Source organism: Nocardia sp. IFM 10818, assembly GCF_054655275.1.
Genome location: NZ_BAAHJH010000001.1, coordinates 819,183 through 845,463 on the forward strand (window position 1 = coordinate 819,183; position 26,281 = coordinate 845,463).

Genomic DNA, 26,281 nt, shown 5'->3' on the forward strand with positions numbered 1-26,281 from the left:
GCGCTTCCTGTCCGTCAAGTGGGATCCGGGACGCCGTGCGCGCCCGGAACCTCCTGCTTCGCGTGCTGGGGTCGATTGCCGCCCAAACCGGGCAGCAGCGAATGTCCACGGTAGCTGACCACGGTTTGGATCAATCCGAGCGCCATGACACCGGCGACGATGGCGAAGCCTTTCCACCAGTCGGTCGGCAGCAGTACGCCCATGGCGCCGCCGACGACCCACGACAGCTGCAGCACGGTTTCGGAGCGGCCGAAACCGGAGGCAATGGATTCGGCCGGGAGGTCGTCCTGGATGGAGGCGTCCAGCGACACCTTCGCCAGGGCGCTCGCGCCCGCCGCGACCAATGTGGCTACCGCCGCGCCGATCAGATTGTTGAGCAGGGCCGCGACAATGGCGACGGCGACACAGCCGATGGTGCAGTACAGGACGATCAGCGTGGGACGGCCGAGTTTCATGCGCGCGCCCGTGGCATTGCCGGTGAAGTTGCCGATGGCGGCGGCCGCGCCGACCACACCGAGCATCGCGGCCTGCTGGACCGGCCGGTGTTCGGTGGCCTTGGCGACGAAGGCGACATAAAAAGTAAGGAAACCGGTCAGTACTCGAACCGTGCCGTTACCCCACAACCCGGTCACCACCGAGCGGCCGATGGGCTGGCGGCGTTTGCGCGGCGGCACCTTGGCGGCCTGGTTGGCATCGAGGACCTCGGTGTGCCCGTCGTCGCCGTGATAGCCGATGGTGGCCGGGACCTCGCCCTCGGTGACCTCCACCCAGCGCGGGATCTTCAAGCTCAGATACGCGCCGCAGCCGGCCAGGAAGGCCGCGAACAGCAGCGCGCCCATGGAACCGGTGACCGAGGCGATGAGCCCGGCGATACCGCCCGCGCCCAGCGTGCCGCCCACCAAGCCGAAGACGGTGAGCCGGGAATTGGTGCGCACCAGATCGATTCCCGGCGGCAGTACGCGCGGCGTCACCGCGCTCTTGAGCACCGAGAACGACTTGCTCATGATCATCATGCAGAGCGCGAGGGGATACAGCGCCCAGGTGTCGATATTGAAGATCAGCAGCCCGGCGACGAAGACGCGCACCGCGAAGGACGCCGCGAGCGCCACCCGGCGACCGTGCTGCAGGCGGTCCAGCATCGGGCCGATCAGCGGCGCGATCACCGCGAACGGGGCAATGGTGATCAACAGGTAGAGCGCCACTTTGGATTTGGATTCCGCGGTGGCGCTGGCGAAGAACAAGGTGTTGGCGAGGGCCACCGCGACCGCCGCGTCGGTGGCGAAGTTGGCCATGGTGGCGTAGACCAGCGCGGTCAGGCCCGACTCCTCCGCGCCGTCGGCCTTGGCCGCACGCTGGAAGGTCGCGAAGCCGCGCTCGGTGAGCTCGATACTGCGCCGCGCCGCCACCCGGGTGACGGTCAGCTTGCGCGGCGGCTTGTTCAGCCCGGGACTGGGCTCCGTCTGCGGCGTGGCGGCGTGCCCGGCGGTTTCGTCGGCGGAATGCGCTTGCGGCCGGGTGGGTTCCGAGCGGTTGCGCGGCGGTTCCGGACGGGTGGCGGGATCATCCCGCTGCGGCCGCCGCGCGGGCGGCTGCGCCTCGCGCCGCGCCTGCGGGCCGGACGGCTGCCACGGTTGCGTTTCGAACGGCCGGGTCGGCGGTGGTCCGTCCGGGCGGATCTCCGGCGCCTCGTCGCGATGACGGCGCAGCGACCATCGGGAGCGTCCGCGCGGTTGCCCGTCCGCGGCCTCGGACCCGGGCCTGGCGGAGTCGAGCGGGCGCGTGCGCCGGGCCAGGAACTCGGGCAGATCGGGTTCCGGTGCGCGCGGCGGCTGCGGCCGCCGGGGCGTGTTCGCCGGGGGATATCTGTCGTATCCAGGGTGTCGTTCGATGAGCGGAGACTCCTCGTCGCCCCACCGACCGGATTCGGCGCCTGGGTCACGGGGAGAAGTCACGCAGTCAATTGTTGCAGCGTCGAACAAGTGCGGCTTCACTACGGGCGGTGTGCGATGCCACAGATTCCCGCGGTGTTCACCCGGAGCTGGCGATTCGCGCGGTCAGGCGGGGACGAAACGGACCTCGTAGGTGGTGGGCCAGTTCTTTCCGGTGAGCAGGAAACGGTCGGTGCCGGGCAGGTGAGCGATGCCGTTGAGGACATCGGTATCGGGGGTGCGGGCGCTGCTCGGCAGCAGGCCGGAGGCGTCGATGACGTCCAGCACGTCCCCGGTGTCCGGGTCGATGCGCAGGATGGTCTCGGTGGGCCAGGCATTGGCGTAGACGGAACCGTCCGGGGCGCAGTCGAGTTCGTTGAGCCGCGTATCGGTCCGGCTGGTGAGTCGCACGGAACCGGTGGGCGCGAAGGTTTCCGGATCGCGGAAGGTGAGGGTGGCGCTGCCGTCGCTCATGACGATGCGGCCGTCGCGGGTGCACAAGCCCCAGCCCTCGCCCGCGTAGGAGGCGCGGCGGATCTCGGCGAGGGTGCCGGGATCGCGCGCGATAGCTAGGCCGTCGTGATAGGTGACCTGCCAGAGCAGGTTTCCGGCCCGGGTGATGCCCTCCCCGAACAAGGGGACGGGCAGGTCGGCGCGGGCGAGTTCGGCGCCGGTGGCGAGGTCGGTGGCGCGGACGTACGACGTGCCGGTCAGGCCGGTGCTCTCGTACAGCACCGAGCCGTCGACCTCGAGTCCCTCGGTGAACGCGCCGGTGTCGTGCGGGTGGGTGGCGACCACTTCGGCGCGCAGCCGCGGCGTGTCGTCGCTGGTCCCGCACGCTGCCGTCGTGGCGGCCAGGCACAGGGCCGTGGTCAGCAGGATCGGGGCGGCCGCTACCGGTGCACAGGGTTTGCGCTCCATACGGCAAAATGTAGGGCGTGAGCGCGGTTGGAGTTTCGGAGCCCGGTGTTCGGCCCATCCTGGCGGAGGCGGTCGACCTGGCAAGGCGTGCGCTCCTGGAGTTGGAGCCGGTCGGCGTCGGTGCGCATCTGGGCGTCACCGCTGAGGACGAATCCTCGGCCACCCACCATTTCGAGGCCACCCTGCCCGGCTATCGTGGCTGGCAGTGGGCGGTGGTGGTGGCGGCCCCACCGGAGGCCGAGCACGCCACCATCAGCGAGTCGGCGCTGCTGCCCGGCCCCGACGCCCTCGTCGCCCCCGATTTCATCCCGTGGGATCAGCGCATCCGCCCCGGCGATCTCGCCCCCGGCGACCTGCTGGCCCCGCCCCCCAACGATCCCCGCCTCGTTCCCGGCTACGTCGCCACCGGCGATCCGGCGATCGACGACGTCGCCCTGGAACTCGGCCTCGGCCGCACCCGGGTCCTCAGCCGCGAGGGCCGCGAGGAGGCCGCCGACCGCTGGTACTCCGCCTTCGGCCCCGATACCGATATGGCCCGCTCCGCCCCCTCCACCTGCGGCCTCTGCGGTTTCTTCACCCCCCTCGCCGGCTCCCTCCGCGCCGCCTTCGGCGTCTGTGCCAATGCCATGGGCGCCGACGGCCACGTCGTCCACAGGGAATACGGCTGCGGCGCCCACTCCGACACCGTCGTCCCCACCGGCAGCGGCTCCCCCCTCTACGAGCCCTACGACTCGGCCGCCGTGGAAGTCGTTCCGGCAGAGGACCTCCGCAAACCCGAAACCCCCGAAGCCACAGCGGATACCGATATCACCGCCGAGACCGGCGCGGACGTCGAGATCGCCGCGGACACCGCCGTGAACGCCGCCGCCGAGCAGGATTCGCCGGTCGCCGCCGAGCGGACCGAAGCGGGTCCGGTGGACAGCGCCGACACGGTCGCCGATGACACGGCCGTCGCCGACGTCGAGATCGCCCCCGCCGCGGAAACCGCCCCCGAGCCGGCTGCCGAGTACATCGCCGCTGAGCCGGCGGTCGACAACGCCGCCGCCGAGCGGGTCGTGGAGGACGGTGCCGCTGAAGCGGAGGCCGGGAACGACACTCCCGCTACCGTTTCCGCGGACACGAGCGCGGAAGCCGATGCCACCGAGGCCGAGGCCACCGCGTCGGACAATGGCGCGGCCACGCTGTTCGAGGTCGACCCGGATGCCCGCTACGACGACGCCTGGGCAGTGACCGCCGTGCGCGTCGAGCCGGAAACCGGTGCCGCACAGCGGGAGGAGCCCGAGGCCCCGGAATCCAACTGACGCCCGCGATCAGGGCCGTCTGGGGAAAGGCTGCTAATCCGACTCGGGGCGAGCCGATGAGCAGCGAAGGCCGCGCGTGAGGTCGAAGGTCGTGGGCCGGAGACGACCGCTGGGCCGCGCAGGACGACGATGGCTACCGCCGCCTCGTCTGTGTCGCCAATGCCGCGGAAGCCCCTGGTGCGGTGGCTATGTGGGGCGAGTTCGCCAGAACTGCACGGTGGGTGTCGTGCGGCGACCACCGCGATTCGATCTTCGCGATGCGCTGTAGTGCGCCCGGGGCGGAGGCGGCGTCGAGCCCGGAGGATCGGGGCAGTGGTCTCGGCTGGGGGCGAAGGTGCCAGGAGGACCTCGGAGTCGCGGTTGGCGGCGGACCGCGGACCACAGCAGTCCGGGCAGCTCGGCTGGAACATTGCCGGCGTACAGCCGAGATCGTCTCGGCGGCCGTTGCTCATCCTGCGTTCGCGGCTGTCGCTTCTCCAGATCGGTGATGGCGTGCGGGAATCGGAGTGATGCCGAAGCCAATGGTGCGGTGGCCGATGCGAGGACCTGGCGGTTCTGGGGTGATCGGGTTCGCGGTGTTTGCCGGTTGTCGGGGGTGAGTGGGCGGCGGGGGTGGTGGGGTGGGGCGGTAGCGTCTGGGCTTCGGAAGCGTCGTCGGTGTCGGCCGTACTCGGAAAGGTTGTGGATCGGTGGCTATGGGTGTGGGGGATCCGTTCGGGACCGAGGCATTGCGGGCGGGGGTGCTGGCGGCGTGGCGGGGGTCGCCTACGCGGTTGCGGGAGGATGCGGCTACCGAGGCGGATCTGGTGCGGGCGGGGTATCGGGATCGGGTGCTGACCGAGCTGGCGCAGAATGCGGCGGATGCCGCGGCCAAGGCGAAGGTGGCGGGGCGGGTTGCGGTGTGGGTGGTGGGGCGGGACCTGCATATTGCGAATACCGGTGTGGGGCTGGATGTTGCGGGGGTGCACGCGTTGACGGCGCTGCGCGCGTCGGCCAAGTCGGGGGCGGATGCGGCCGTCGGGCGGTTCGGGGTGGGGTTCACCGCCGTGCTGAGTGTTTCCGATGAGATCGAATTCCGGTCCACGGGTGGGTCGGTGCGGTTCTCGCGGGCGGAGACGTGGGCGTTGCTGGGGGAGCAGGGGATCGAGATTCCGGAGGGGGAGGCGGAATTCCAGCCGCCGGCGCTGCGCTTGGCGTGGGCCAGCGATGAGAAGCCCGCGGGCGGGTTCGATTCCGAGATCGTGCTGAGCTTGCGCGAGAACGTGGACATCGTCGAACTGCTGGCGGGGATGCGGGACGAGGCGGTGGATCTGCTGCTGGAATTGCCCGCATTGCAGAGCATCCGGGTCGGGGACGACGAAATCGTGAGCGCGGTGGCCGATCTCGCGGACGGCATCCAGGAATTGCGGGTCAGCGGGCCGGACGAGGACGACCGCCGGTGGTGGCAGTACCGCACCGAGCGGGCGCGCTGGCTGCTCCCGGTGCGGGACGGCCGCCCGGTCGCCGCGCATCCGGATGTGCTGCGCGCGCCGACCCGTTCCGATGAGGAACTGTCACTGCCGGCCCTGTTGATCGCCGACATCCCCATGCAACCGGACCGGCGGCGCCTGCTCCCCGGCGTGCACGTCGCCGAATTGGCCTCCGGCTACGCTGATTTCGCGCGCGCCCTGCCGCCGCGCGATCGGTTGGTGCTGGTGCCCACGCCCGGTTTCGCCCGCAGCGAGACCGACAGCCTCCTGCGCGAGGCTCTCGTCGCCGAGCTGCGCGAGCACGCCTGGCTCCCGATCCTGGTGGTACGCGGCGCGGGCGATCCCGCCCCCGTGCTGGGCAATGCGACCGCTGTGGGTGATGCTGTTGCCGTCCCGGGTGAGCACGCCACTGCGCGTGGACCCGGCATCGCGCCCGCAGGCGCCGCTGCGGTCGAAGGCCAGGCCACACTGTTCGATATCGACCTGGAGCATCCGGCTGATTCGCGTCGCGCCGAGGTGGCGGCGGATACCGACCAGGCCCGCTCGGAGGCTGTCGACCGGGTCGCCCTGGGGACCGCGGACCTGGTTGCCCCGACAGGCGCTGAAATCGGCGGCCCGGCAGGTGATGTCATAGGCGGCAGCGTCGGCGCTGACGTCGAGGGACAGACTGTCGAGCGGCCGGGGCGGGTGAGCGCCTTCACCGGGGTGACGCCGGAATTGGCGGAGCTGCTGGCGGAGATCGTGGGTCCGCTGGTCATCCCGGAGTTGTCGGGGCGGATGCAGGCCGATGCGCTCTCGGTGCTGGATGTGCATCGGATCGGGCTGGCGCGGATCGCGGAATTGTCGAGCAGCGTGGAACGGGCGCCGAAGTGGTGGTATTCGCTGTACGACGCCCTGGAGCCGTTCGTCACCGATCCGCTGGCGGTGGAGGAGCTGGGGGCGCTGGCGGTGCCGCTGGCGGACGGGCGGCTGGTGACGGGACCGCGGACGGTGGTGCTGGATGATCGGCTGGAGACGGCGATTCCGGTGCACTGGGCGCGGCTGGTGCATCCGGAGGCCGCGCACGAGCTGCTGGGGCGGCTGGGGGCGCGGGCCGCGTCGCCGGAGGATCTGCTGAACGATCCCGGCCTGCAGGCGATCCTGGAGGACGATCCGGGTGATCCGGATACCGTGGCCGCGGTGCTGGGGCTGGCCGGGCACGCGTCGGCGGCTCCGGGATCGCTGCCGTCCTGGCTGGGCTCGATCGAATTGCCGGATGAGACCGGTGCATTGGGTCCCGCCGACGAGCTGCTGCTGCCGGACGCGCCGCTGGGGCGGGTGCTGGTGGCGGATTCGCCGTTCGGGACGGTCGCCGCGGAGACGGTGCGGCGCTACGGGACCGAGGCCCTGCGCGCGGTCGGTGTGGGCTGGGGTTTCACCGTGGTGACGGAAGCGGATCCGACCGGACCGGATCATCACCTCGACGACGAGGAGTCGTGGTGGGAGGGGCTCGCCGAGGATCCGGCGGAGCTGGCGGCCGTGCGCGATCTCGACCTGGTCGACGACGGGGAGTGGCCGGAAGCCTTGCGGCTGTTGCTGTCCGATCCCGCCACGCGCCCGCTGCTGGCCGATCGCGACGGCTACACGGCCTGGTGGCTGCGGCTGCACGCACATATCGACGGCATCCAGCTGGGCCTCATGCGCCATCCCGACGACGTCCTGTTCGCGGGCCTGCTGCCGCAGCTGCCGGGCTTCTCGGCACCGGATCTGGCGGTGCTGCGCGGTGTGCTCGCGGATCCGGAGGTGATGACGGCGCACCTGGCCGAGGAGCTGCTGGACGCTCTCGCCGATCCGGCGAGAATGCCCACCCCCGAGGCGATTTCGCACACCCACGTCCGGTTGGCCGAGGCCGTCGCCGCCGGTCTGCTGGACATGGACGACCTGGACCTGCCGCCGCACGTGCGGGCCCTGTCCGGCGCGGTCATCGACACCGCGGACGCGCTGGTACTGGACCGGCCCTGGTTCGGCCCGGCCCTGCCCGCCGACCGCCTGGTGGTCGGCGATATCGCCACCGCCGCGGCGCTCGCCGACCTGCTCGACATCCCGCTCGCCTCGCAGGCCGTCACCGCCGAGGTGGTCAGCGCGGGCCGCGAGACCACCTGGGGCGCCGACCCGCTCGGCGTGCTGCTGCGCCTGCAATTCGGGCTGCCCTCGGCCACCGGCGAACTCGTCGTCCACGACGAGCTGCGGGTGCGGCTGTCGGGCGCCTACGAGGCGACGGTCGCCGTGCCGTGGTGGGTGGACGGCGATGTGACGCATGTGCAGGCGCCGCGGCACGTCTCCGCCCACGACTGAGATCGATCGACGGCCCGCCTGCGTCATTCCGGCGCAGGCGCGCCCTCGTCATTCCGGTGCGCTTCTTGGCCGGAATCCACCACGCCGTGGGAGATCCCGGCCAAGAGCACGCCGGGATGACCAGCGGGTCGCACGCCGGACGGACCGGCGAATCAGACTACGACGGACCGGCGAATCAGGCGGCGTACGAGGTGATCATGGTGGCGAGCACGTCCAATTGTTCACGGACGGCGGCGCTGTCATTGTCGACCAGCCAGCGCAGCACGATGCCGTCGATGGTGGCGAGCATGAAGCGGCTCAGGGTGCCGACGCCGACGGTCCACTGGGTGCCGGTGGCCTCGCGGGCGTGCTCGATGATGTCGGCGACGGTGGAGTCGTTGAAGGTGTACTGCTCGCGGGCAATAGCGAGTTTTGCCGGAGTTTGTTCACCTTCGCGTAGTGCGTAGGTGGTCGTTTCGTAGGTGAGCAGCTGGCGTTCCGGTGTGGCTTCTATGTTCAACCACATCAGTTCCAGACCGGCGCGCACCAATTTTTGAAGCGCTTCTTTTCCAGTTCCGACGTCTTGCCATACCGCTTCGTTGGCATCGACGGAATCTCGCAATTCCATCGAGAGGGCCTTGACCAGCTCGGTCATGAGCTGGTCCTTGTTTTCGAAACAGTAATGCACCACACCGAGGGAAACACCGGCTGCCTGCGCCACATCGCGCGTGGTAACTCCTGCCACGCCCTTTTTTTCGGCAAGGCCGATGGCTGCCTCGATAAGGTGGGCCCGTCGTTCTTCGACGCTCAATCGGGAGGACACCCCGCAGAGTTAAGCGCTCGCGGCGCGTGCAGTCAATTCGCACGCTCCGAAAATCTCGCCTGGACGTACGTCCAGTTCTGTGGTTCGCTCGCATCCAACACGTGAGGAGGCGCGAATGGCGGTGCCGGACAAGGAAACGGCCGAGCGGGAACACACCGGTTCGGTCTCGCGACGAACGGTGCTGGCCACAGCGGCCGCGGGCACCGCCGCGCTCGCCGCCGCGGGTTCCCTGGCCCTCCCGAAAAGCGAGGCTCGTGCGGATTCGGGCGATTACCTGATCGGCGTGGGCATTTCCGACATCACCGGGCCCGCCGCCGAATGCGGCATGATGGGCTACTCGCAGTTCGGGCAGGACACCGCCGGAATCCATCTGCGCCCCCGGGTCCGCGCCTACGTGATCGCCGGCGGCGGGCAGCGCATCGTCTACGCCATCGCCGACAACGGCATGATCTTCGGATCCGTGCACCGCGGTGTCATGGAAGCCCTGGCCCGGCGCTTCGGGGATCGCTACACCGAGCAGAACGTGCTGCTCACCTCCACGCATTCGCACGCCACCTGCGGCGGCGCCGCCCACGACTACGCCTACAACCTCTCGATTCTCGGCTTCCAGCAACAGGTGTACGACATCGAGGTGGCGGCGATCGTGGAGGCCATCGCCGCCGCGGACGCCGATCTCGGACCCGGAACCTTGCATATCGGGCGCAGCGAATTGCACGACGCCAGTGTGAATCGTTCCCGAATCGCCTTCGAGCGCAATCCCGAAGCCGACAAACAGTATTTTCCGAATGCTATCGATCCGGCCGTCACGGTGCTGTCGCTGCACAAGGGTGGCCGACCGGTCGGTGCGATCACCTGGTTCGCCACCCACAACACCTCGATGAGCAACAAGAACCGGCTCATCAGCGGCGACAACAAGGGTTACGCGTCCTTCGCGTTCGAACACGGCGAGCACGGCGTCCGATATCTGGACGGCTGTGATTTCATTGCCGCCTTCCCGCAGACCAACTCCGGCGATATGTCGCCGAATCTGAACCTGAGCCCCACCTCCGGGCCCACCGACAACGAGTTCGAGAACACCCGCATCATCGGTGAGCGCCAATATCGCGCCGGGAAGGCCGCGCTCGCCGCGGCGCGGCCGCTGCGCGGACCGGTGGGCGGCCTGCTCTGCTACATCGATATCGCCGATATCGAGGTGGACGCGCGCTGGACCGGCACCGGCGGGCCGCGGCACACCGCACCCGCCTGTGCGGGCGTCGCGCTCATTGCCGGCAGCACCGAGGACGGGCCGGGCCTGCCGGGCGTGCCGATTCCCGAGGGCGTGCGCAATCCGTTCGTGGACGCGCTCGGGGGCGTGAACCAGCCGGTGCCGGACTGGCTCACCGACGCCCAGGCCCCCAAGGCCATCGTGGCGCCGCTGGGCCTGCTGCCGCCCGCCGGCTGGGTGCCGAATGTGGTGCCGATTCAGATCGTCCGCATCGGCGAGCTCTACCTGGCCTGCGGCGGTGCGGAATTCACCATCGTGTCCGGGCTGCGCATCCGGCGCACCGTGGCGGCGGCGCTGGACGTGGACCTCGAGCAGGTGCTGCTGCAGGGCTACGCCAATGGCTACCACGAGTACGTCTCGACGCCCGAGGAATACGACGCGCAGCAGTACGAGGGCGGCTCAACCCTGTACGGGCGGTACACGCTTCCGGCCTATCAACAGGAATTCCACAGGCTGGCAACGGCATTCGCCGCCCAGCAGACGGTGCCGCGCGGTCCGGCGCCGCGTGACATCTCGAATATGCAGCCGAATTTCGTGGCCGCCCCGGGACCGGACGCGACCCTGCCCGGCACGGCCTTCGGCGATGTCCTCACCCAGCCCGCCGGATCCTATGCGCGCGGTGAGCAGGCGGCGGTGGAGTTCGTCTCCGCGCACCCCAAGCACAATCCACGGCGCGGCGGCACCTTCCTGGAAGTGCAGCGCGCCGCCGGTTCCGGCTGGTCGCGGGTGGCCAACGAGGGCGAATGGGCGGTGAAGTTCTTCTGGAGCAAGCGCGACGGGAATGTCTCGGTCGCCCGCTTCACCTGGGATATTCCGGTGGACGCCGCGCCCGGACGCTACCGGTTCCAGCATTTCGCGGATCAGCTCACCGGGGACGGGACGCTGCGCCCGTTCACCGGCGTCAGCGCGGAGTTCGAGATCCGCTGATCGATCCGGCCGCGTCCGGATCAGTCCAAGCCGAGTTGCGCGCCCTTGTCGCCGCGGCGCGCACCCCGGCGCTGGATGGCGTAGATGGTGTAGCCGAGCAGTCCGACGGCCAGGCCCATCAGGCAGACCGGCCGGGCATCGGCCCAGCTGTCGTTCAGCCACACCGCCACGGTGGCGATGGCGAAGGCGAGCGTGCCGATAGCCAGCACCGGCCGCGGATCGGTCAACCGGGGCGGAATCTCCGGAACGGGGGGCGTCACCCTTTCACCCTAGGCCGACCCGGCCGGCCCGGCGCGCCGAGGATCCCGCCGCGGTGAGTCGGCGGAGGTGGAGCGGGCGAACAGGCGTCCTGCTCGCGCATGGTCCCGTATCGTTTGCCTCTGTGACAACGCCTTCCGATATTCGAGCGCTCGCTGGTGAACTCTCACTGGCGGTGGTGCGCTTGACGCGACATTTGCGGGGTAGGCGCGCCGATGCCCAGATTTCGCTGACCCAGCTGTCGGCTCTCGCGACCCTCAATCGCGAGGGCGCCATGACGCCGGGCGCGCTGGCCGCGAAGGAGCGCGTGCAGCCCCCGTCCATGACCCGGGTGATCGCGTCGCTGTCGGAAATGGATCTGGTGGAACGCAAACCGCATCCCACCGACGGGCGGCAGATCATCGTGTCGCTGTCGGAGGCCGGGCGCCACCTCATCGCCGACGAGACGCACGCCCGCGAGGCGTGGATGACCGAACAGCTCTCGGGCCTGCGCCCGGATCAGCTGAAGGTGCTCGACGAGGCGGTCGCCATCATGAAGCAGATCGTCGACGAATCCGAATAAGAAGCCCAGCTCTCGGGACTCTCAGGGGCTTCGCCCCTGAAACCCCCGCCCCTGAAACCCCCGCCCCTGAAACCCCCGCCCCTGAAACCCTTACGCCCCGAAAGCGCGGTCGCTGGAGACGATTTCGCGGCCCAGCGGGAACAGTGAGACGGGGACCAGCTTCAAATTGGCCCAGGCGAACGGGATTCCGATGATCGTGATGGCCAGCGCGATACTCGTGAAGATGTGCCCCAGCGCCAGCCACCAGCCGGCCACGATGAACCAGACCACATTGCCGAGCATGGACGGCACGCCCGCGCCCGGCTTCTCCACCGCTTCCCGGCCGAAGGGCCACAGCACGAACGAGGCGATCCGGAACGAGGCGATGCCCCATGGGATGGTGATGATCAGGATGCAGCAGATCAGCCCGGCGATCAGGTAGCCGACAGCCATCCAGAAGCCGACCAGGACGAGCCAGAGGACGTTCAGTACGAGCTGGATGGGTTTCACGCCTTCCAGGATGCCAGCCGCCCAGGCGGCCGGCATCAGGGATAACCCTTAATCAGGGACTTCTCAGAAGAACCAGCCCAGCTCGGCGTCGCGATCGGTGGTGAACGCCTCGTCGAAGGAGCGCAGCACGGTCGCGTCCTTGGCCTGGATGCGATTGGCCGCGGCGAACACGCGCGCCCGGTGCGCGCCGAAGTAGAGGCTGCCGAGCACGTCGATGCCGAGCTCCAGATCGGGTGCCGCGTCGGTGCGCTCGCATTCGGCCACGCCGTCGCGCACGCGCAGCGCGAAGGCGCCGCCCGCTTCGCGGAACGGGTCCACCACGGAGACAACGACATCCAGATCGGCGCGGTAGCTGCGCGCGGTGAGCGCCGCGGGCACGTCCATGACGCGCGTCCACATGCCGTCGTAGCGGTCGGTCACCTTCACCAGCCGCGGATCGGTCACCAGGTAGGGGAGCGGATCGTTCTCGGTGAGGCTGCCCTCGACCTTGGTGCACAGATCCAGGCCGAGCAGCACCCGCCACAGCGCGATGTGCGCGTCGGGGGTCACCGCGCAGAATTCGGCCACACCGGCGGTGTTCTCGCCATTGTCGCCCCACTTGCGCCGGTAGAGCACATAGCCGTCGGGATGGGTGAGTACGAACAGCCCGGAGGCGCCGTCGCGGTAGCGCTCCGGATCGGCGAACCAGAGCTGCCAGTTGGCCTCCGGGCGGACCTGCGCGCCGGGGACCAGCCGGCGCCAGCGGTCGTACACCGCGCGCAGATGGTCCTTGGCGTCATCCAGCAGCTCGATCCGCACGCCGCCGGGATCCGGTGTGCCGGGCCGGAATTCGGCCCTGCGGCGGTCGATGGAGATTTCGTGGCGGATGGTCGAGGGGCCGTAGCCGAAGCGGCCGTAGATGGTGCCCTCACTGGCGGTGAACATGGTGAGCGGCAGGTTGTCGGCCTCGGCGCGGCGGTGCAGCTCGGTGTAGAGCTGCCGCAGAATGCCGCGGCGGCGATGGGTGGGCGCCACGCCGACGGCGGAGACGCCGCAGGCCTGCACGGTGTTCAGACCGGGCACGGTGACGGTCATGGTGCGGTCCACGGTGTGACCGACGATCTGGTCGCCGTCCACGGCGAGGATGGCGCGTTCGATGGGGAAGAGTTCGGCGGCGTGCTCGTGCTCGGAGGGGTCGGAGCGGGATCCGAAGCAGGTGGACAACAGCTCCCGGATGCGGGGGCGGTCCTCGGGGGTGGCAGAGCGCAGGGTGATGGATGCCATTGGCCGACCATCCCATGAATCCGGGGACCGACGCATCTGATTTTCACCGGGCACGCCACTGGGGGACCGGTACCTGCCACCCCCTCCGTGGCAGGTACCGATCCCCGTCCCCCCGGGAGTCCCTCTCTCCCTTGACAAGAACTATGCCGGTGGGGGCTGGTGACTTCCTTAAAGATTCCTTGCGGAGGAACGCAACTCTCGGACTCTCAGGGGCGAGCCCCTGAGAGTCCGAACTCTGATCTCTTGGGGTTTCAGGGGCTCGCCCCTGAGAGTTACGAGAGTTGTTCTTCCCCGGAAACGACGGAACCCGCTCTCGATGAGAGCGGGTTCCGTCGTGTGCGAAGCGATCAGCGCAGGGTGATGCCGTTGTAGTCGCGCTCCTCGTAGCCGGTGTAGATCTGGCGCGGGCGGCCGATCTTCAAAGGCTCGCGGTGCATTTCGCGCCAGTGGGCGATCCAGCCCGGCAGGCGGCCCATGGCGAAGAGCACGGTGAACATGCGGGTCGGGAAGCCCATGGCCCGGTAGATGACGCCGGTGTAGAAGTCGACGTTCGGGTACAGGCGGCGCTCGATGAAGTAGTCGTCGGTGAGCGCGGCTTCCTCGAGCGACTTGGCGATGTCGAGCAGCTGGTCGTCGCCGCCGATCTTGGCCAGGATCTGGTCGGCGACCTTCTTGACCAGGGTCGCGCGCGGGTCGTAGTTGCGGTAGACGCGGTGCCCGAAGCCCATGAGCTTCACGCCGTCTTCCTTGTTCTTGACCTTGCGGACGAACTCCTTGACGTCACCGCCGCTGGCCTTGATCTCGTCCAGCATCTCCAGCACGGCCTGGTTGGCGCCGCCGTGCAGCGGGCCCCACAGCGCGTTGATGCCGCCGGAGACGGAGGTGAACAGGTTGGCGTCGGAGGAGCCCACCAGGCGCACGGTCGAGGTGGAGCAGTTCTGCTCGTGATCGGCGTGCAGGATGAGCAGCATGTCCAGCGCGGCGGCGACCTCGGGATCGACCTCGTACGGCTCGGCCGGGAAGCCGAAGGTCATGCGCAGGAAGTTCTCGACCAGGCTCAGCGAGTTGTCCGGGTACAGGAACGGCTGGCCGACCGACTTCTTGTAGGCGTAGGCCGCGATGGTGGGCAGCTTGGCCAGTAGTCGGATGGTGGACAGTTCGACCTGCTCGGGATCGCGCGGGTCGAGCGAGTCCTGGTAGTAGGCCGACAGCGCGTTCACCGCGGAGGACAGCACCGGCATGGGGTGCGCGTTGCGCGGGAAGCCGTCGAAGAACCGCTTCAGGTCCTCGTGCAGCAGGGTGTGCCGGCGAATCCGGTTGGTGAAGTCGTCCAGCTGCGCCTGGGTCGGCAGCTCGCCGTAGATGAGTAGGTAGCTCACCTCGATGAAGGTGGACTTCTCGGCCAGCTGCTCGATCGGGTAGCCCCGGTAGCGCAGGATGCCCGCTTCACCGTCGATGTAGGTGATGGCCGACTTGGTCGACGCGGTGTTCATGAACCCGGGGTCGTAGGTGACGTACCCGGTGCTGGCCAGCAGCTTGCCCAGGTCGATCCCGTCGTTGCCCTCGACAGCCTTGGCGACGGTCATCGGGTACTCGCCACCGGGGTATGTCAGTACCGGCTTGGCGTCGTCGTCGACGTTGATGATGTTCTCAGCGGGCACGGAAGGATCCCTCTCAGGCTTGAAACCGTAGGCATCGGACGCGGTGGCGTACGACGCGCTTGCCGTCAACGCTAGCCGCTGTCCGGATGGCCCGACTAACGAGGGTCGCCAATAACTACCTCACAGTCACATCGTTGTGAGGTGAGGCGCGGTGCGGTCATGTGTTATTGGCATGACCCGCGATTTGTACCTCCGAATGGGCTCGTGAAACCCGGTATCGGAGGAATGCCGGGAAGACCAGAGCCGAGATGATCATGCCGATGACCACCAGCAGGCCACCGCCTGCGGCGGCCGCGGCCGTACCCACGGCGGCGGCCGCGAAACCGTGCGCAACATCACCGATGCGGGGGCCGCCCGCCACCACCACGATGAAGACTCCTTGCAGGCGGCCGCGCATTTCGTCGGTCGCCACGGACTGCAGCATGGTGGTGCGCAGGGCCGCGGAGAACATGTCGACCGCACCGCCGAAGGCCAAGCAGGTGAAGGCGACCCAGAGCGCGACGGTGGCGCTCAGCGGGCCGCCCGCGCCGCCGACGGCCAGGCCGAAGCCGACCATGCCCAGGCCCCACAGCACGATCAGCCAGATCACGGCCAGGCCCTGGCGGCGGACGCGGGTGAGCCAGCCGGAGAAGATGCCGCCGAGCACCGCGCCGACGGACATGGCGGCGAACAGGATGCCCAGGGCGGTGCCGCCGCCGTCGGAGCCGGGGAAGGTGTCGGAGGCGATCTCCGGGAACAGGGCGCGGGACATGCCGAAGACCATGGCCACGATGTCGACGGCGAAGGAGGCCAGCAGGATTCGCTGGGTGGCCAGATAGGCGAAGCCGTCGAAGACCTCGCGCAGGCCGGCGCGGCGGGATTCGCCGGTGGGCGGGATGGCCGGGAGTTTCCAGGTGGCCCAGAGCGTGGCCAGCAGGGCCACGGCGTCCAGCAGGTACAGCGTGGACAGCCCCGTCACCGGGATGAGCATGCCCGCGGCGACCGGTCCGGCGATGGCGCCGAACTGGAATACCGTCATGCTCAGCGAATTCGCCGCGGGCAGTTGTTCGGCGGGCAGCAGGCGCGGATAGATGGCGGCGCGCGCGGGCTGGTTCACCGCGAAGAACGCCTGCTGCACGGCGAAGAGCACCAGGATGAGCCACTCGTTGTTGAGGTTCGCGGCGGCCTGCGCCCAGAAGGCCAAGGCGGTGAGGCCGGTACCGCTGCCCGTGATGAGCAGCAGCTTGCGCCGGTCCATCACATCCGCGAGCGCGCCGCCCCACAGGCCGAACACGATGAGCGGAACCAGGCCGAACAATCCGGCCAGGCCGACATAGGACGAGTTGTGGGTGATGTCCCACAGCTGCTTCGGCACCGCTACCACCGACAACTGCGCTCCGATGACCGTGACTACGCCGGTGGTCCACAGGCGGCGGTAGTCGGGGTTCCGGAGCGGGGTTATGTCGGCGAGCAGTTTCACTGACTGCACATTAATGGGATGAATTGTGTTGGAACCAGCCTTTTTCGGCGGTCATCCCATGTATCGGCAGTGATGCATGACACTTCAGGGGTTTGGGGGCGCAGCCCCCGATGGGGGCCTTGGGGGCTGGCCCCGACCACCGGGGGTCCGGGGGCAGAGCCCCTGGGATAAACACAGCTCAGGGCTGCAAGCGCTCGACTTTCATGGCCGCGATATCGGTGTTGCCCGGCTCCAGCAGCACCCGGATGCGGTTGTGCATGCGGCTGCGCCGGCCCTGCCAGAACTCCACGGTCTCCGGCTCGATCAGGAAACCGCCCCAGAACGGCGGCACCGGAATGTCTTCGACGTCGGCGAACCGGCGCTCGAATTCATCCATCTGCCGGTCCAGCTCCGCGCGCGAGGCGATGGTGCGCGACTGCTGGGAAGCCCAGGCGCCGAGGCGGGATCCGCGCGGCCGCGACTGCCAGTACACGGCGGTGACCTCGGGGGCGACCTGGCGCACCGGTCCGCGCACCGTCACCTGCCGGCCCAGCATGGTCCACACGAAGGTGGCCGAGGCGTAGGGAGTGGCAATCAGCTGGCGGCCCTTGAAGGATTCGTAATTCGTGTAAAAAGTCACACCCTCGGGCGAGAGCCCCTTGCACAGCACCGTGCGCGAGGACGGCCGCGGCCCGGACTCGGTCACCTCCACGGTGGCCAGCACCATGGCATTGGGATCCCGCACGCCCGCGCTGGTCGCGTGCTCGATCCAATTGCGCAGCAACGGCTCCCAGCCGCCCGCCAGCCAGCTCTCGTCGAGGTCGGTTTCCAGGCCGGGGTGATTGTCGCCGGCGTCCACGCCGTACTCCACGCGCAGGGCCGCGAGATCGAGGTCGGAAGTGGCGAATTTCTCCTGGTCGCGCATGGGCCAGACGTTACTCCTGGGTAATCCGCGCGTTAAGGTCTAACTGATCGGCGTGGCCGCCCCTCAAATCGGGCGGCCCGATTTGCAAGGAGAGTCACACCATGACTGCCAGCGCTGCGGTTCCCAGCCCTGCCGTCCCCGCCGACTTCGTCAGCGGCCTCGAAGGCGTGGTGGCATTCACCACCGATATCGCCGAACCGGACAAGGACGGCGGCGCGCTGCGCTACCGCGGCGTCGACATCGAGGACCTGGTCGCGAACCGGGTCACCTTCGGCGATGTCTGGGCCCTGCTGGTGGACGGCGAATTCGGCCGTGGTCTACCGCCCGCCGAACCGTTCCCGCTGCCGGTGCACACCGGCGACGTACGCGTGGACGTGCAGGCCGGCCTGGCCATGCTGGCTCCGATCTGGGGGTATCAGCCGCTGCTCGATATCGACGACGACACCGCCCGGGAGAACCTGGCGCGCGCCTCGGTCATGGCGCTGTCCTATGTGGCGCAGTCCGCGCGCGGCATCTACCAGCCCGCGGTGCCGCAGAAGAAGATCGACGAGTGCACCACCATTACCGAGCGGTTCATGACCCGCTGGAAGGGCGACCCGGATCCGGCGCACATCGAGGCCATCGACGCCTACTGGGTGTCGGCCGCCGAGCACGGCATGAACGCCTCCACCTTCACCGCCCGCGTCATCGCCTCCACCGGCGCGGATGTGGCGGCCTCGCTGTCCGGCGCCATCGGCGCCATGTCCGGCCCGCTGCACGGCGGCGCCCCGGCCCGCGTGCTGCCGATGATCGAAGCGGTCGAGAAGTCCGGGGACGCACGGGCTCTGGTCAAGGGCATCCTGGACCGCAAGGAAAAGCTCATGGGCTTCGGCCACCGCGTCTACCGCGCCGAGGACCCGCGCGCCCGCGTGCTGCGCGCCACCGCCAAGCGCCTGAACGCCCCGCGCTATGAGGTGGCCGCCGCACTGGAGCAGGCCGCCCTCGCCGAGCTGCGCGAGCGCCGCCCGGATCGCGCCATCGAGACCAATGTGGAGTTCTGGGCCGCGGTCATCCTCGATTTCGCCGAGGTGCCCGCGCACATGATGCCCGCCATGTTCACCTGTGGCCGCACCGCAGGCTGGTGTGCGCACATCCTGGAGCAGAAGAAGCTGGGCAAGCTGGTGCGCCCGGCCGCCATCTACACCGGCCCGGCCCCGCGCAAGGCGGAGACGGTCATCGGCTGGGAGAACGTGGTCCGCAAGTAACAGAGCGCTGAAAGCAGGTGGCCCGCAGCGGAATCCGCTGCGGGCCACACTGCTGTCCGGGCCGGCCGAACGGGAACGCCCCGCTCCCGCCGGTCAGCCGCGAACGATCAGGCCTTCACCACGATGGATTTGACGATCTTGTCGGCGAAGGTCTGCTTCTTGGCGTCCCACAGCGGCCACAGGTAGCCGATGTAGCACGGCAGGCCGTCCACGATATGGGCGAACTTGCGTCCCACGCCCGCGCCGGCGCCCAGGAGCTGACCGTCGGCCTCGCGGATGGTGCGCAGGCCGACCACCTTCTTGCCCGGGGTCTGTCCGGTGCTGCCTTCCAGATAGCCCAGGTAGATGGTGCCGCCGATGGCGATCAGCCAGCCGAGCAGCATGAGGATCATGCCGACCGCGGAGTATCCGCCGCCGGTGCAACCGGTGCTGTACGAGCTGCTGAAATCGCATTCGATCGGCTCGGTGCCGACGGTCGCGGCCAGGCCGTACAGGATGCCGGCGGGCACGCCGACGATCAGGTAGTCGAGCAGGAACGAACCCGCCCGCTGGCCCCAGCTGGCATAGGGAGCCTGCGGAGCGCCGTACGGCGCGTAACCGCCCTGCGGGGCGCCGTACTGCGGTTGGGGTGCGCCGTACTGCGGCTGGGGCGCGCCGAACTGCTGCTGCGGTGCGCCGAACTGCTGCTGGGGCGCCCCGAACTGGGGCTGCTGCGGTGCGCCGTAGCCGGGTTGCGGTGCGCCGTAAGCGGGTTGCGGCTGCTGCTGCGGCGCGCCATAGGCGGGCTGGCCGTACTGCTGCTGCGGTGCGCCGTACCCCGGCTGCTGCGGCGGGTAACCGCCCGGCTGCTGCGGCTGCTGCGGGTAGGGATTATTCGGGTAGGTCATTCGGGTCCTAGCTGAAGTTGGAGCAGACAATGCGGACGTGTTGGGCGACCGCACCGCGCTACAGTCTGGAGCATTCCGGCTCATAACGTGAGGCGGATGCCGGATGCCCCGGAATCCATGGGCGTCCGGAGGGATTCGGCACGGAGGTGAACGGTGGCACTCGAGATGCGGACTCGCTGCGAGCGATGCGAGGTTGCCGAGTTACCTGCTGACGGTGCCGCCCTGATCTGCTCATACGAATGCACATTCTGTGAAACATGCGGTCGAACAATGAATTACCAATGCCCGAACTGTGGTGGCCAGCTGGTTGCCAGGCCCCGCCGGATCGCTCAGGGGTGAATCGGGCTCCGGCCCTTACGCATTGCCGTCGGCCGACGCCGCCCAGTCCACGGCCACGGATTCGCCGCGATCGACGGTGAAGAACGCGACTTCCAGGTGCCTGCCCAGATCCACCAGTTCCAGTGCCGCCAGCGGGACGGGCTGCACGAGGCGAACCCGCCACGCGGACGGTTCGTCCCAGGCGTGTAGTTCCAGATCCAGCCGCAGGATGGGATCGTCGCGGCCGGTGTAGTCGGCGGCGAGCGGGGCGGCGGCGAGCACGGTGGCGCGGGCGCGGCGGCCGTCGCTGAGGATCTTCGCGATATTGGTGCGGGTGGTCTCGCCCGGCGGCGGGACGAACAGGACGACGCGATCGCGGTCGCCCGGATCCACCCGGCAGGCGACCTCGTCACCGGGCCGCATCCACTCCGCATCGGCCGCGGTGACGCGCTGGCGCACGCGGGTCTCGTAGGGATGCCGGCTCTCCAGCTTGATGCGCACCCAGAATTCGCAGCCCGGCTCCGGTCCGGCAGCCGGCGCGGTGCTCGCGCTCCGCGCGCCGGAGCGGACGCTGAGGATGGTGGCGGTGCCCTCGGCACCGTGCATGAGCAGTTCGCGGCGCGCGGCATCATCGAGCGCGGGACCGCGGCGCGACAGGCCGCGCGAGCCGAATTGCGAGGACAGGCGGGTGAACAAGCCCGGGCGCGGACCCTCGTCCGCCGGGTTACGGCCTTGCGCGCGTCCGGATTTCGCGGGAGACCCGGAATCGTCGGAATCGGTGTCAGGTCGCTCGTGCGCGGCCATGTTCATGGCCGTACACCGTAATGGCTGTGTGGCCCCCGACACACCATTACTCGCATGCCGGCTCGTCGATCGAGAGTTTTGTTCGCGGGCTATCGAATGTCGAGATGAGCGTTGGCCGCTGCGGGTCGGCAGTGGCTACCCACTCGCGTGCGCGGATACACCCAACCTCTACCCTTGTCGCCATGACCTCTGCGTTCCCGACCATCCCCGACGATCTCAAGCCCGCCGACGGACGGTTCGGCTGCGGACCCTCCAAGGTGCGTCCCGAACAGCTGCAGTCCCTGGTGGATACCGGCGCTTCCGTGTTCGGCACCTCCCACCGGCAGAAGCCGGTCAAGGATGTGGTGGCCCGCGTGCGCTCGGGTCTGCGCGAATTGTTCGCGCTGCCCGACGGTTACGAGGTCGTCCTCGGCAATGGCGGCACCACCGCGTTCTGGGACGCGGCCGCCTTCGGCCTGATCCGTGAGAAGTCGCTGCACCTGAGCAATGGCGAGTTCTCCTCCAAGTTCGCCTCGGTCGCCAAGGGCAACCCGTTCATCGGCGATCCGATCGTGGTGAAGGCCGAGCCGGGCAGCGCGCCCGAGCCGACCTCCGATCCCTCGGTCGACCTCATCGGCTGGGCGCACAACGAGACCTCCACCGGTGTCGCCATTCCGGTGTCCCGCCCGGCGGGTTCGGAGAACGCGCTGATCGCCATCGACGCCACCTCCGGCGCGGGCGGTCTGCCGGTGAACATGGCCGACGCCGATGTCTACTACTTCGCGCCGCAGAAGTGCTTCGCCTCCGACGGCGGTCTGTGGATCGCGCTCATGAGCCCCAAGGCGCTGGAGCGCGTGGAGGAGATCAAGAACTCGGGTCGCTGGACTCCGGAATTCCTGTCGCTGCCCATCGCGGTGGACAACTCCACCAAGGACCAGACCTACAACACGCCGGCGCTCGCCACGCTGTTGCTGTTCGCGAATCAGATCGAATGGCTCAATGGCAACGGCGGTCTCGATTGGGCCGTGAAGCGCACCGCGGATTCCTCCTCGCGGCTGTACTCCTGGGCCGAGACCAGCGAATTCGCGACCCCGTTCGTGGCGAATCCGGCGCACCGCTCGCAGGTGGTCGGCACCATCGACTTCGTGGATTCGGTGGATGCGGCGCAGGTTGCGAAGATCCTGCGCGCCAACGGAATCGTGGACACCGAGCCGTACCGTAAGCTGGGTCGTAACCAGCTCCGCGTCGGCATGTTCCCGGCCATCGATCCCGAGGACGTGTCGCAGCTGACGCGCTGCATCGACTGGGTGGTCGGCCAGATCGGCTGATGCCGAACCACACAAGCTAATGCGGCGCGGGAGTCTGGCGACAGATTTCCGCGCCGCGTGTCTTGCCCCGTGATTCACAGAAGTGCACTACTGTTCCAGAACGTGGGCGGTATTCCCGGGGACGGACCGACGGTCGCGAGCCCGGCGATATAGCTGTGATGGACGCAGCGCTGTGTGTGATGCAGTGATAAGGAGGTAACGGTGCGTGAACTTCGAGTAATCGGATTGACGCCCGATTCCGCGCATATCGTGTGCATCGATACCGAGTCCGGCCAGAAGTACCGGCTGGCCGCCGATGACAAACTGCGTGCCGCCGCCCGTGGAGACCTTGCCCGATTCGGCCAGATCGAGATCGAAACGGAAGCCACCATGCGTCCTCGCGATATCCAGGCTCGAATCCGTGCCGGTGCCTCGGTGGAGCAGGTGACCGAGGAATCCGGAATGCCCTCCAGCCGCGTGGAGCGCTTCGCGTATCCCGTACTGCTGGAACGGGCCCGGGCCGCGGAGCTGGCGCAGAAGGCGCATCCGGTCCGCAATGACGGTCCGGCGGTGGAAACTCTCATCGACATCGTATCGGCGGCCTTCGCCGAGCGCGGCCACAATATCGAGGTCGCCGAATGGGATGCCTGGAAGGACGAGAAGGGCTACTGGGTGGCCCAATTGCAGTGGCAGGCCGGTCGTTCGGTGATCGCCGCGCACTGGCGCTACCAGCCCGACGCGCACGGCGGATCGGTGGTCCCGCTCGATGATCCGGCCGGCGATCTGATCGATCCCGATTTCGGCCGGGCCCTGCGCGGCCTGGCGACCATCCTGCCGGATCAGTCCGAGCCCGCGGTCGCGGAACCGCCCGCGCCGCGCGCCCCCGCGCCCGCCGCGCGGGAGGAGCGGGCCGAATACGCCGCGCCCACCCGGTCGGCGAATCAGGAGAGCCTGGACGGCTATTTCGAGCAGCGCGCCGCCGTCGGCGACGGTACGGTGCCGGTGCCCACGGCCGCCGCTCCGGCTCCGGCCCCCGCGCCGTCGGCCCCCGTCGCGCCCAAGGCGCCGAATCCGCCCGCGACGCCCGAGCATTCGGTTCCGGCTCCGGCGGTTCCGGCCGCGGCCGAACCGGCCGCCGCTGCCGCCGAACCGGCGCCCGCCGCGGAGAAGCCGGCCGCCAAGCCGAACGCGCAGAAGCCGAATCGCGCCAAGCGCGGCGGCAAGGCCCCCATGCCGTCCTGGGAGGACGTGCTCCTAGGCGTGCGCAGCTCCGGACACTGATTTCCGCGCGAAATTTCCGGACGCTGAAAGTTCGCTGAACCGCTGATCCTGTTGCGCGCCGGTTGCTGTGGCCCCGTGCGGGCGGGGGGATTGCCGAATCGATGCGGGTATTCGCCCCGAGCTGGACGCCCTGTTCGATCTTTGACTGTTTCGTCCGAACCTAATGCGCGGTCGCGAGTTCGCCGCGCCGAGAACCGGCTCGAGCAACAGCGACATTTCCGGCCGTGGTGGGGGTAGATTTTGTACTGGTGGCGGTGATTGCCCGGGCGATCCGACGCCGAGGCGCACACACGGCCGCCGAGTGTTGCTCAAGATTTGCCATCTTGACTACAAGCAATTCGGGAGGTGCCGGACCGTGCCATCCACAGTGTCGTCCATCTGGTACGTCGACGCCCCCGATCCGGTCGCCGTCCTGCGCGCACACCCGGGACCCGATCCCGAAGCCGCCTGGGCCCTGGCCCGGCAGCTCAATCCGGACCGCGATGTGGTGCCCGCCGCCTCCGGCACCATGAAGGTGTGGGCCGGGCCCGATCCCGAATCCGTCTATATCGGCTGCTATCCCGGCGTCACCGTGGTCTGCTCCACCCAGGCCGCGCTGCCCCGGCCGACGAAACTGCCCGAGCTGCTGGTGCGCCCGCTCGCCTCCGAGCACACCTTCCTCATCTCCTACGACCTCTCGCTCGGCTGGGGCGCCTTCGCCCATTGGGAGCGCGGCGAATTCCGCCGCTCCTTCAGCGCGACGCGGGTGAACATCCTCGAGGACGCCGGGCTGCCGCTGGTATGGGAACGGCCCTACTGGGCGGGTGAGCATCCCATCGAACTCGCGCCGGGCGAATTGCCGGATCCGCAACTGCTGCCGTTCGATCCGCCGGATTTCGCGGACGCGGCCAATGCCATCTGGCTCGGATTCCGGTATCGCGGCGGCGTTTCCGTCGACACCGAACCCCAGGGCCCGCCGCCGGATATCGAGATGACCATGCCCGACGGCGAACCCATCGATCTGGACGCGCCGCCGCCCGACCGGACGCCCCTGCGGGCGGAGGAGATCGAGGTCTGCGGTTTCTCGCTGTTCCCCAAGGGTGAGGCGCCCGAACCGGAGGCGCCGCCGGAGACCCAGGTCGAGCACAATGGCAGACGCGGCCTGTTCAGCTGGCTGCGCGGCCGCGACCGCGTGTCCTGAGACCTGGTGTCCTGAGACCTAGCCGAAGATCAGCGAGAACCAGCCGAGCAGCACGCCGGCGGCGAGCCCGGCGATGACCCACCGGGTCACCGGCGCGAATCGCCACCGCCAGGCCGTCGGCGCCGCGCCGCCCACCGCCACCAGATTCACCAGCACCGCCACCACCGGATGCACCTCCGACAGCGCCGCGCTGAACGCGTAGACCCCGCACGCCGTCAGCACCGCCACGATCACCACGACCATGATTCCGGCCGCCCAGGGGGTCGGCTCGGAATACCCGTATCCGTAGGGACCGTCCGGCGGGTAGCTCACTGTGCTCGCACTCTTTCGTAGAAGGCCATGGCTGCGGCGGTGGCCACATTAAGCGAATCGGTGCCCGGTGTCATGGGGATGCGGGCGCGAATATCGCTGGCCGCCATGGTCTCCTCGGTCAGCCCCGGCCCCTCCGCGCCGAGCAGCAGCGCCACCTTGTCGCCGGTCATGGCGGTGGCGAGGGTCCCGGCCTTGGGATTCGGGGTGAGCGCGATGATCTGGAAACCCCTGTCGCGCAGCATGTCCAGACTGCCCGGCAAGCCCGGCAACTGGGCGAACGGCACCCGCAGCACGTGGCCCATCGACACCCGCACCGCCCGCCGGTACAGCGGATCGGAGCAGCGGTCGCCGAACAGCACCGCATCCGCGCCCAGCCCGGCGGCGTTCCGGAAGATCGAGCCGAGGTTCTCGTGATCGTTGATGCCCTCCAGCACCGCCACCGTGCGAGCCTCGGCCAGCACCTCTTCGGCGGTGAGCTCCCGCGGCCGCCGCGCCGCCGCCAGCACGCCCCGGTTGAGGTGGAACCCGACGACCTCCGCCATCACCTCGGCGGATGTCCGGTAATACGGCGCATTCACCCCCGCCAGATCCTCTTCGAGCTGCTCGAACCGCCGCGACACGCCGAGCAGCGCGAACGGAGTGAACCGCGAGGCGAGCATGCGCTGCACCACCACCACGCCCTCCGCGATGACCAGGCCCTTCCCGCCCGGGAGGTCCGGGCGCCGGTCCGCGGAATTGAGGTCCCGGAAATCCGCGATCCTCGGATCCGCGGGGTCGTCGATATCGATCACTTCGGCCACCGCCTAAGGTTGTCACGACCGCGATCCCCTAAAGAAGAGGACAGTCCATGACCAAGCCCGAAGTCGAGTTCCAGGAGGGCCCCGCCCCCACCGAGCTGGTGATCAAGGACCTCGTGGTGGGTGAAGGCGCCGAAGCCAAGCCGGGCGACACCGTCGACGTGCACTACGTCGGCGTCGAGTTCGACAGCGGCGAGGAGTTCGATTCCTCGTGGAAGCGCGGCGAGTCCATCACCTTCCCGCTGCGCGGCCTGATCCAGGGCTGGCAGGAAGGCATCCCCGGCATGAAGGTCGGCGGCCGCCGCCAGCTGACCATTCCGCCGCACCTGGCCTATGGCCCGGCAGGCTCGGGTCACCCGCTGTCGGGCAAGACCCTGGTCTTCATCATCGACCTGCTCGACGTCCTCAGCTGAGGACGGAAAGAACTTGGGGGCTGCGCCCCCAAACCCCTGGAAGGGAATGTGGGGGGAGAACTCGGGGGCTGCGCCCCCAAACCCCTGGAAGGGAATGTGGGGGGAGAACTCGGGGGCTGCGCCCCCAAACCCCCGGAAGGGAATGCGGGGGGAGAACTCGGGAGCCGAGCCCCCGAACCCCCCCGGAAGGGAATGCGGGGGCCAGGCCCCCGACCCT

The 26,281-nt window shown here is 69.0% G+C and carries 23 protein-coding genes; 10 read left to right on the plus strand and 13 right to left on the minus strand.

Annotation, left to right across the window (positions count from 1 at the left end):
* Positions 1 to 14: 14 nt before the first annotated feature.
* Together ACYQ5L_RS03945 and ACYQ5L_RS03950 are read right to left on the minus strand one after the other, a co-directional pair.
* Positions 15 to 1,952, minus strand: a complete 1,938-nt coding sequence (locus tag ACYQ5L_RS03945; protein ID WP_459955542.1) for an MFS transporter — start codon at positions 1,950 to 1,952, stop codon at positions 15 to 17.
* A 102-nt stretch (positions 1,953 to 2,054) separates the two neighbouring features.
* Entirely contained in the window at positions 2,055 to 2,849 is a 795-nt protein-coding gene (locus ACYQ5L_RS03950; RefSeq protein ID WP_459955544.1) for a glutaminyl-peptide cyclotransferase, read from the minus strand.
* A gap of 17 nt (positions 2,850 to 2,866) precedes the next feature.
* Here ACYQ5L_RS03950 and ACYQ5L_RS03955 point away from each other — a divergent pair, with 17 nt between their 5' ends.
* Both ACYQ5L_RS03955 and ACYQ5L_RS03960 read left to right on the plus strand, forming a co-directional pair.
* The gene (locus ACYQ5L_RS03955) at positions 2,867 to 4,150 is read left to right on the plus strand and encodes a DUF3027 domain-containing protein (RefSeq protein ID WP_459955546.1); all 1,284 of its coding nucleotides are present in this window, start codon (positions 2,867 to 2,869) and stop codon (positions 4,148 to 4,150) included.
* Between the two features lie 695 nt (positions 4,151 to 4,845).
* Positions 4,846 to 7,953, plus strand: coding sequence for a sacsin N-terminal ATP-binding-like domain-containing protein (locus ACYQ5L_RS03960; protein WP_459963318.1), 3,108 nt, complete (start codon positions 4,846 to 4,848; stop codon positions 7,951 to 7,953).
* 175 nt (positions 7,954 to 8,128) lie between these two features.
* On the opposite strand, the gene ACYQ5L_RS03965 is transcribed toward ACYQ5L_RS03960, so the two are convergent.
* Positions 8,129 to 8,743 (minus strand): TetR/AcrR family transcriptional regulator, encoded by a 615-nt coding sequence (locus ACYQ5L_RS03965; RefSeq protein WP_379192748.1) that lies wholly within the window; start codon positions 8,741 to 8,743, stop codon positions 8,129 to 8,131.
* Positions 8,744 to 8,870: 127 nt separating this feature from the next.
* Here ACYQ5L_RS03965 and ACYQ5L_RS03970 point away from each other — a divergent pair, with 127 nt between their 5' ends.
* The gene (locus ACYQ5L_RS03970; protein ID WP_459955548.1) at positions 8,871 to 10,946 is read left to right on the plus strand and encodes a neutral/alkaline ceramidase; all 2,076 of its coding nucleotides are present in this window, start codon (positions 8,871 to 8,873) and stop codon (positions 10,944 to 10,946) included.
* 20 nt (positions 10,947 to 10,966) lie between these two features.
* Here ACYQ5L_RS03970 and ACYQ5L_RS03975 read toward each other — a convergent pair whose 3' ends face one another.
* A complete protein-coding gene (locus tag ACYQ5L_RS03975) occupies positions 10,967 to 11,206 on the minus strand; it encodes a DUF2530 domain-containing protein (RefSeq protein WP_459955550.1) in 240 nt (79 codons plus the stop codon).
* Between the two features lie 122 nt (positions 11,207 to 11,328).
* Here ACYQ5L_RS03975 and ACYQ5L_RS03980 point away from each other — a divergent pair, with 122 nt between their 5' ends.
* Entirely contained in the window at positions 11,329 to 11,766 is a 438-nt protein-coding gene (locus ACYQ5L_RS03980; RefSeq protein ID WP_379192754.1) for a MarR family winged helix-turn-helix transcriptional regulator, read from the plus strand.
* Between the two features lie 90 nt (positions 11,767 to 11,856).
* On the opposite strand, the gene ACYQ5L_RS03985 is transcribed toward ACYQ5L_RS03980, so the two are convergent.
* The 5 genes from ACYQ5L_RS03985 to pdxH all read right to left on the minus strand — a co-directional run bounded on the left by ACYQ5L_RS03985 (position 11,857) and on the right by pdxH (position 17,542).
* Positions 11,857 to 12,246, minus strand: coding sequence for a YccF domain-containing protein (locus ACYQ5L_RS03985; RefSeq protein WP_459963319.1), 390 nt, complete (start codon positions 12,244 to 12,246; stop codon positions 11,857 to 11,859).
* 72 nt (positions 12,247 to 12,318) lie between these two features.
* Positions 12,319 to 13,518: a GNAT family N-acetyltransferase gene (locus ACYQ5L_RS03990; RefSeq protein WP_459955551.1), complete on the minus strand. Its 1,200-nt coding sequence runs from the start codon at positions 13,516 to 13,518 to the stop codon at positions 12,319 to 12,321.
* 347 nt (positions 13,519 to 13,865) lie between these two features.
* The gene (locus ACYQ5L_RS03995) at positions 13,866 to 15,179 is read right to left on the minus strand and encodes a citrate synthase (protein ID WP_459955552.1); all 1,314 of its coding nucleotides are present in this window, start codon (positions 15,177 to 15,179) and stop codon (positions 13,866 to 13,868) included.
* A gap of 157 nt (positions 15,180 to 15,336) precedes the next feature.
* Complete coding sequence (locus ACYQ5L_RS04000) at positions 15,337 to 16,638, minus strand: MFS transporter (protein WP_459955554.1); 1,302 nt, start codon at positions 16,636 to 16,638, stop codon at positions 15,337 to 15,339.
* A gap of 178 nt (positions 16,639 to 16,816) precedes the next feature.
* Positions 16,817 to 17,542, minus strand: a complete 726-nt coding sequence (pdxH, locus tag ACYQ5L_RS04005; protein WP_459955556.1) for a pyridoxamine 5'-phosphate oxidase — start codon at positions 17,540 to 17,542, stop codon at positions 16,817 to 16,819.
* A 101-nt stretch (positions 17,543 to 17,643) separates the two neighbouring features.
* Between pdxH and ACYQ5L_RS04010 the strand changes: the two genes are divergently transcribed.
* On the plus strand, positions 17,644 to 18,786 hold the full coding sequence (locus ACYQ5L_RS04010; RefSeq protein WP_379192764.1) for a citrate synthase 2: 1,143 nt from the start codon (positions 17,644 to 17,646) through the stop codon (positions 18,784 to 18,786).
* A 107-nt stretch (positions 18,787 to 18,893) separates the two neighbouring features.
* On the opposite strand, the gene ACYQ5L_RS04015 is transcribed toward ACYQ5L_RS04010, so the two are convergent.
* Complete coding sequence (locus ACYQ5L_RS04015) at positions 18,894 to 19,673, minus strand: RDD family protein (RefSeq protein WP_459955558.1); 780 nt, start codon at positions 19,671 to 19,673, stop codon at positions 18,894 to 18,896.
* 165 nt (positions 19,674 to 19,838) lie between these two features.
* Here ACYQ5L_RS04015 and ACYQ5L_RS04020 point away from each other — a divergent pair, with 165 nt between their 5' ends.
* Positions 19,839 to 20,012, plus strand: coding sequence for a DUF1272 domain-containing protein (locus ACYQ5L_RS04020; protein WP_459963320.1), 174 nt, complete (start codon positions 19,839 to 19,841; stop codon positions 20,010 to 20,012).
* 15 nt (positions 20,013 to 20,027) lie between these two features.
* Here ACYQ5L_RS04020 and ACYQ5L_RS04025 read toward each other — a convergent pair whose 3' ends face one another.
* Positions 20,028 to 20,801 (minus strand): hypothetical protein, encoded by a 774-nt coding sequence (locus tag ACYQ5L_RS04025; RefSeq protein WP_459955559.1) that lies wholly within the window; start codon positions 20,799 to 20,801, stop codon positions 20,028 to 20,030.
* A gap of 176 nt (positions 20,802 to 20,977) precedes the next feature.
* On the opposite strand from ACYQ5L_RS04025, the gene serC reads away from it, so the two are divergent.
* The 3 genes from serC to ACYQ5L_RS04040 all read left to right on the plus strand — a co-directional run bounded on the left by serC (position 20,978) and on the right by ACYQ5L_RS04040 (position 24,542).
* Positions 20,978 to 22,102 (plus strand): phosphoserine transaminase, encoded by a 1,125-nt coding sequence (serC, locus tag ACYQ5L_RS04030; RefSeq protein WP_459955560.1) that lies wholly within the window; start codon positions 20,978 to 20,980, stop codon positions 22,100 to 22,102.
* Between the two features lie 201 nt (positions 22,103 to 22,303).
* On the plus strand, positions 22,304 to 23,362 hold the full coding sequence (gene sepH, locus ACYQ5L_RS04035; RefSeq protein ID WP_459955563.1) for a septation protein SepH: 1,059 nt from the start codon (positions 22,304 to 22,306) through the stop codon (positions 23,360 to 23,362).
* 355 nt (positions 23,363 to 23,717) lie between these two features.
* Positions 23,718 to 24,542, plus strand: coding sequence for a DUF6928 family protein (locus ACYQ5L_RS04040; protein ID WP_459955565.1), 825 nt, complete (start codon positions 23,718 to 23,720; stop codon positions 24,540 to 24,542).
* An 18-nt stretch (positions 24,543 to 24,560) separates the two neighbouring features.
* Here ACYQ5L_RS04040 and ACYQ5L_RS04045 read toward each other — a convergent pair whose 3' ends face one another.
* Both ACYQ5L_RS04045 and ACYQ5L_RS04050 read right to left on the minus strand, forming a co-directional pair.
* Positions 24,561 to 24,854, minus strand: coding sequence for a DUF2537 domain-containing protein (locus tag ACYQ5L_RS04045; RefSeq protein WP_459955566.1), 294 nt, complete (start codon positions 24,852 to 24,854; stop codon positions 24,561 to 24,563).
* Positions 24,851 to 25,654, minus strand: coding sequence for a TrmH family RNA methyltransferase (locus tag ACYQ5L_RS04050; RefSeq protein ID WP_459955567.1), 804 nt, complete (start codon positions 25,652 to 25,654; stop codon positions 24,851 to 24,853). The genes ACYQ5L_RS04045 and ACYQ5L_RS04050 overlap by 4 nt, the downstream gene beginning before the upstream one ends.
* 47 nt (positions 25,655 to 25,701) lie before the next feature.
* On the opposite strand from ACYQ5L_RS04050, the gene ACYQ5L_RS04055 reads away from it, so the two are divergent.
* Entirely contained in the window at positions 25,702 to 26,064 is a 363-nt protein-coding gene (locus ACYQ5L_RS04055; protein WP_459955568.1) for an FKBP-type peptidyl-prolyl cis-trans isomerase, read from the plus strand.
* The last annotated feature ends 217 nt before the right edge of the window (positions 26,065 to 26,281 follow it).

Coding starts and splice junctions, on each gene's coding strand:
- ACYQ5L_RS04055 (WP_459955568.1), top strand. CDS start 25,702: ATGACCAAGCCCGAAGTCGAGTTCCAGGAGGGCCCCGCCCCCACCGAG.
- pdxH (WP_459955556.1), bottom strand. CDS start 17,542: ATGCGCGACCAGGAGAAATTCGCCACTTCCGACCTCGATCTCGCGGCC.
- ACYQ5L_RS04025 (WP_459955559.1), bottom strand. CDS start 20,801: ATGAACATGGCCGCGCACGAGCGACCTGACACCGATTCCGACGATTCC.
- ACYQ5L_RS04020 (WP_459963320.1), top strand. CDS start 19,839: ATGCGGACTCGCTGCGAGCGATGCGAGGTTGCCGAGTTACCTGCTGAC.
- ACYQ5L_RS03960 (WP_459963318.1), top strand. CDS start 4,846: ATGGGTGTGGGGGATCCGTTCGGGACCGAGGCATTGCGGGCGGGGGTG.
- ACYQ5L_RS03990 (WP_459955551.1), bottom strand. CDS start 13,518: ATGGCATCCATCACCCTGCGCTCTGCCACCCCCGAGGACCGCCCCCGC.
- serC (WP_459955560.1), top strand. CDS start 20,978: ATGACCTCTGCGTTCCCGACCATCCCCGACGATCTCAAGCCCGCCGAC.
- ACYQ5L_RS03970 (WP_459955548.1), top strand. CDS start 8,871: ATGGCGGTGCCGGACAAGGAAACGGCCGAGCGGGAACACACCGGTTCG.
- ACYQ5L_RS03950 (WP_459955544.1), bottom strand. CDS start 2,849: ATGGAGCGCAAACCCTGTGCACCGGTAGCGGCCGCCCCGATCCTGCTG.
- ACYQ5L_RS04010 (WP_379192764.1), top strand. CDS start 17,644: ATGACTGCCAGCGCTGCGGTTCCCAGCCCTGCCGTCCCCGCCGACTTC.
- ACYQ5L_RS04015 (WP_459955558.1), bottom strand. CDS start 19,673: ATGACCTACCCGAATAATCCCTACCCGCAGCAGCCGCAGCAGCCGGGC.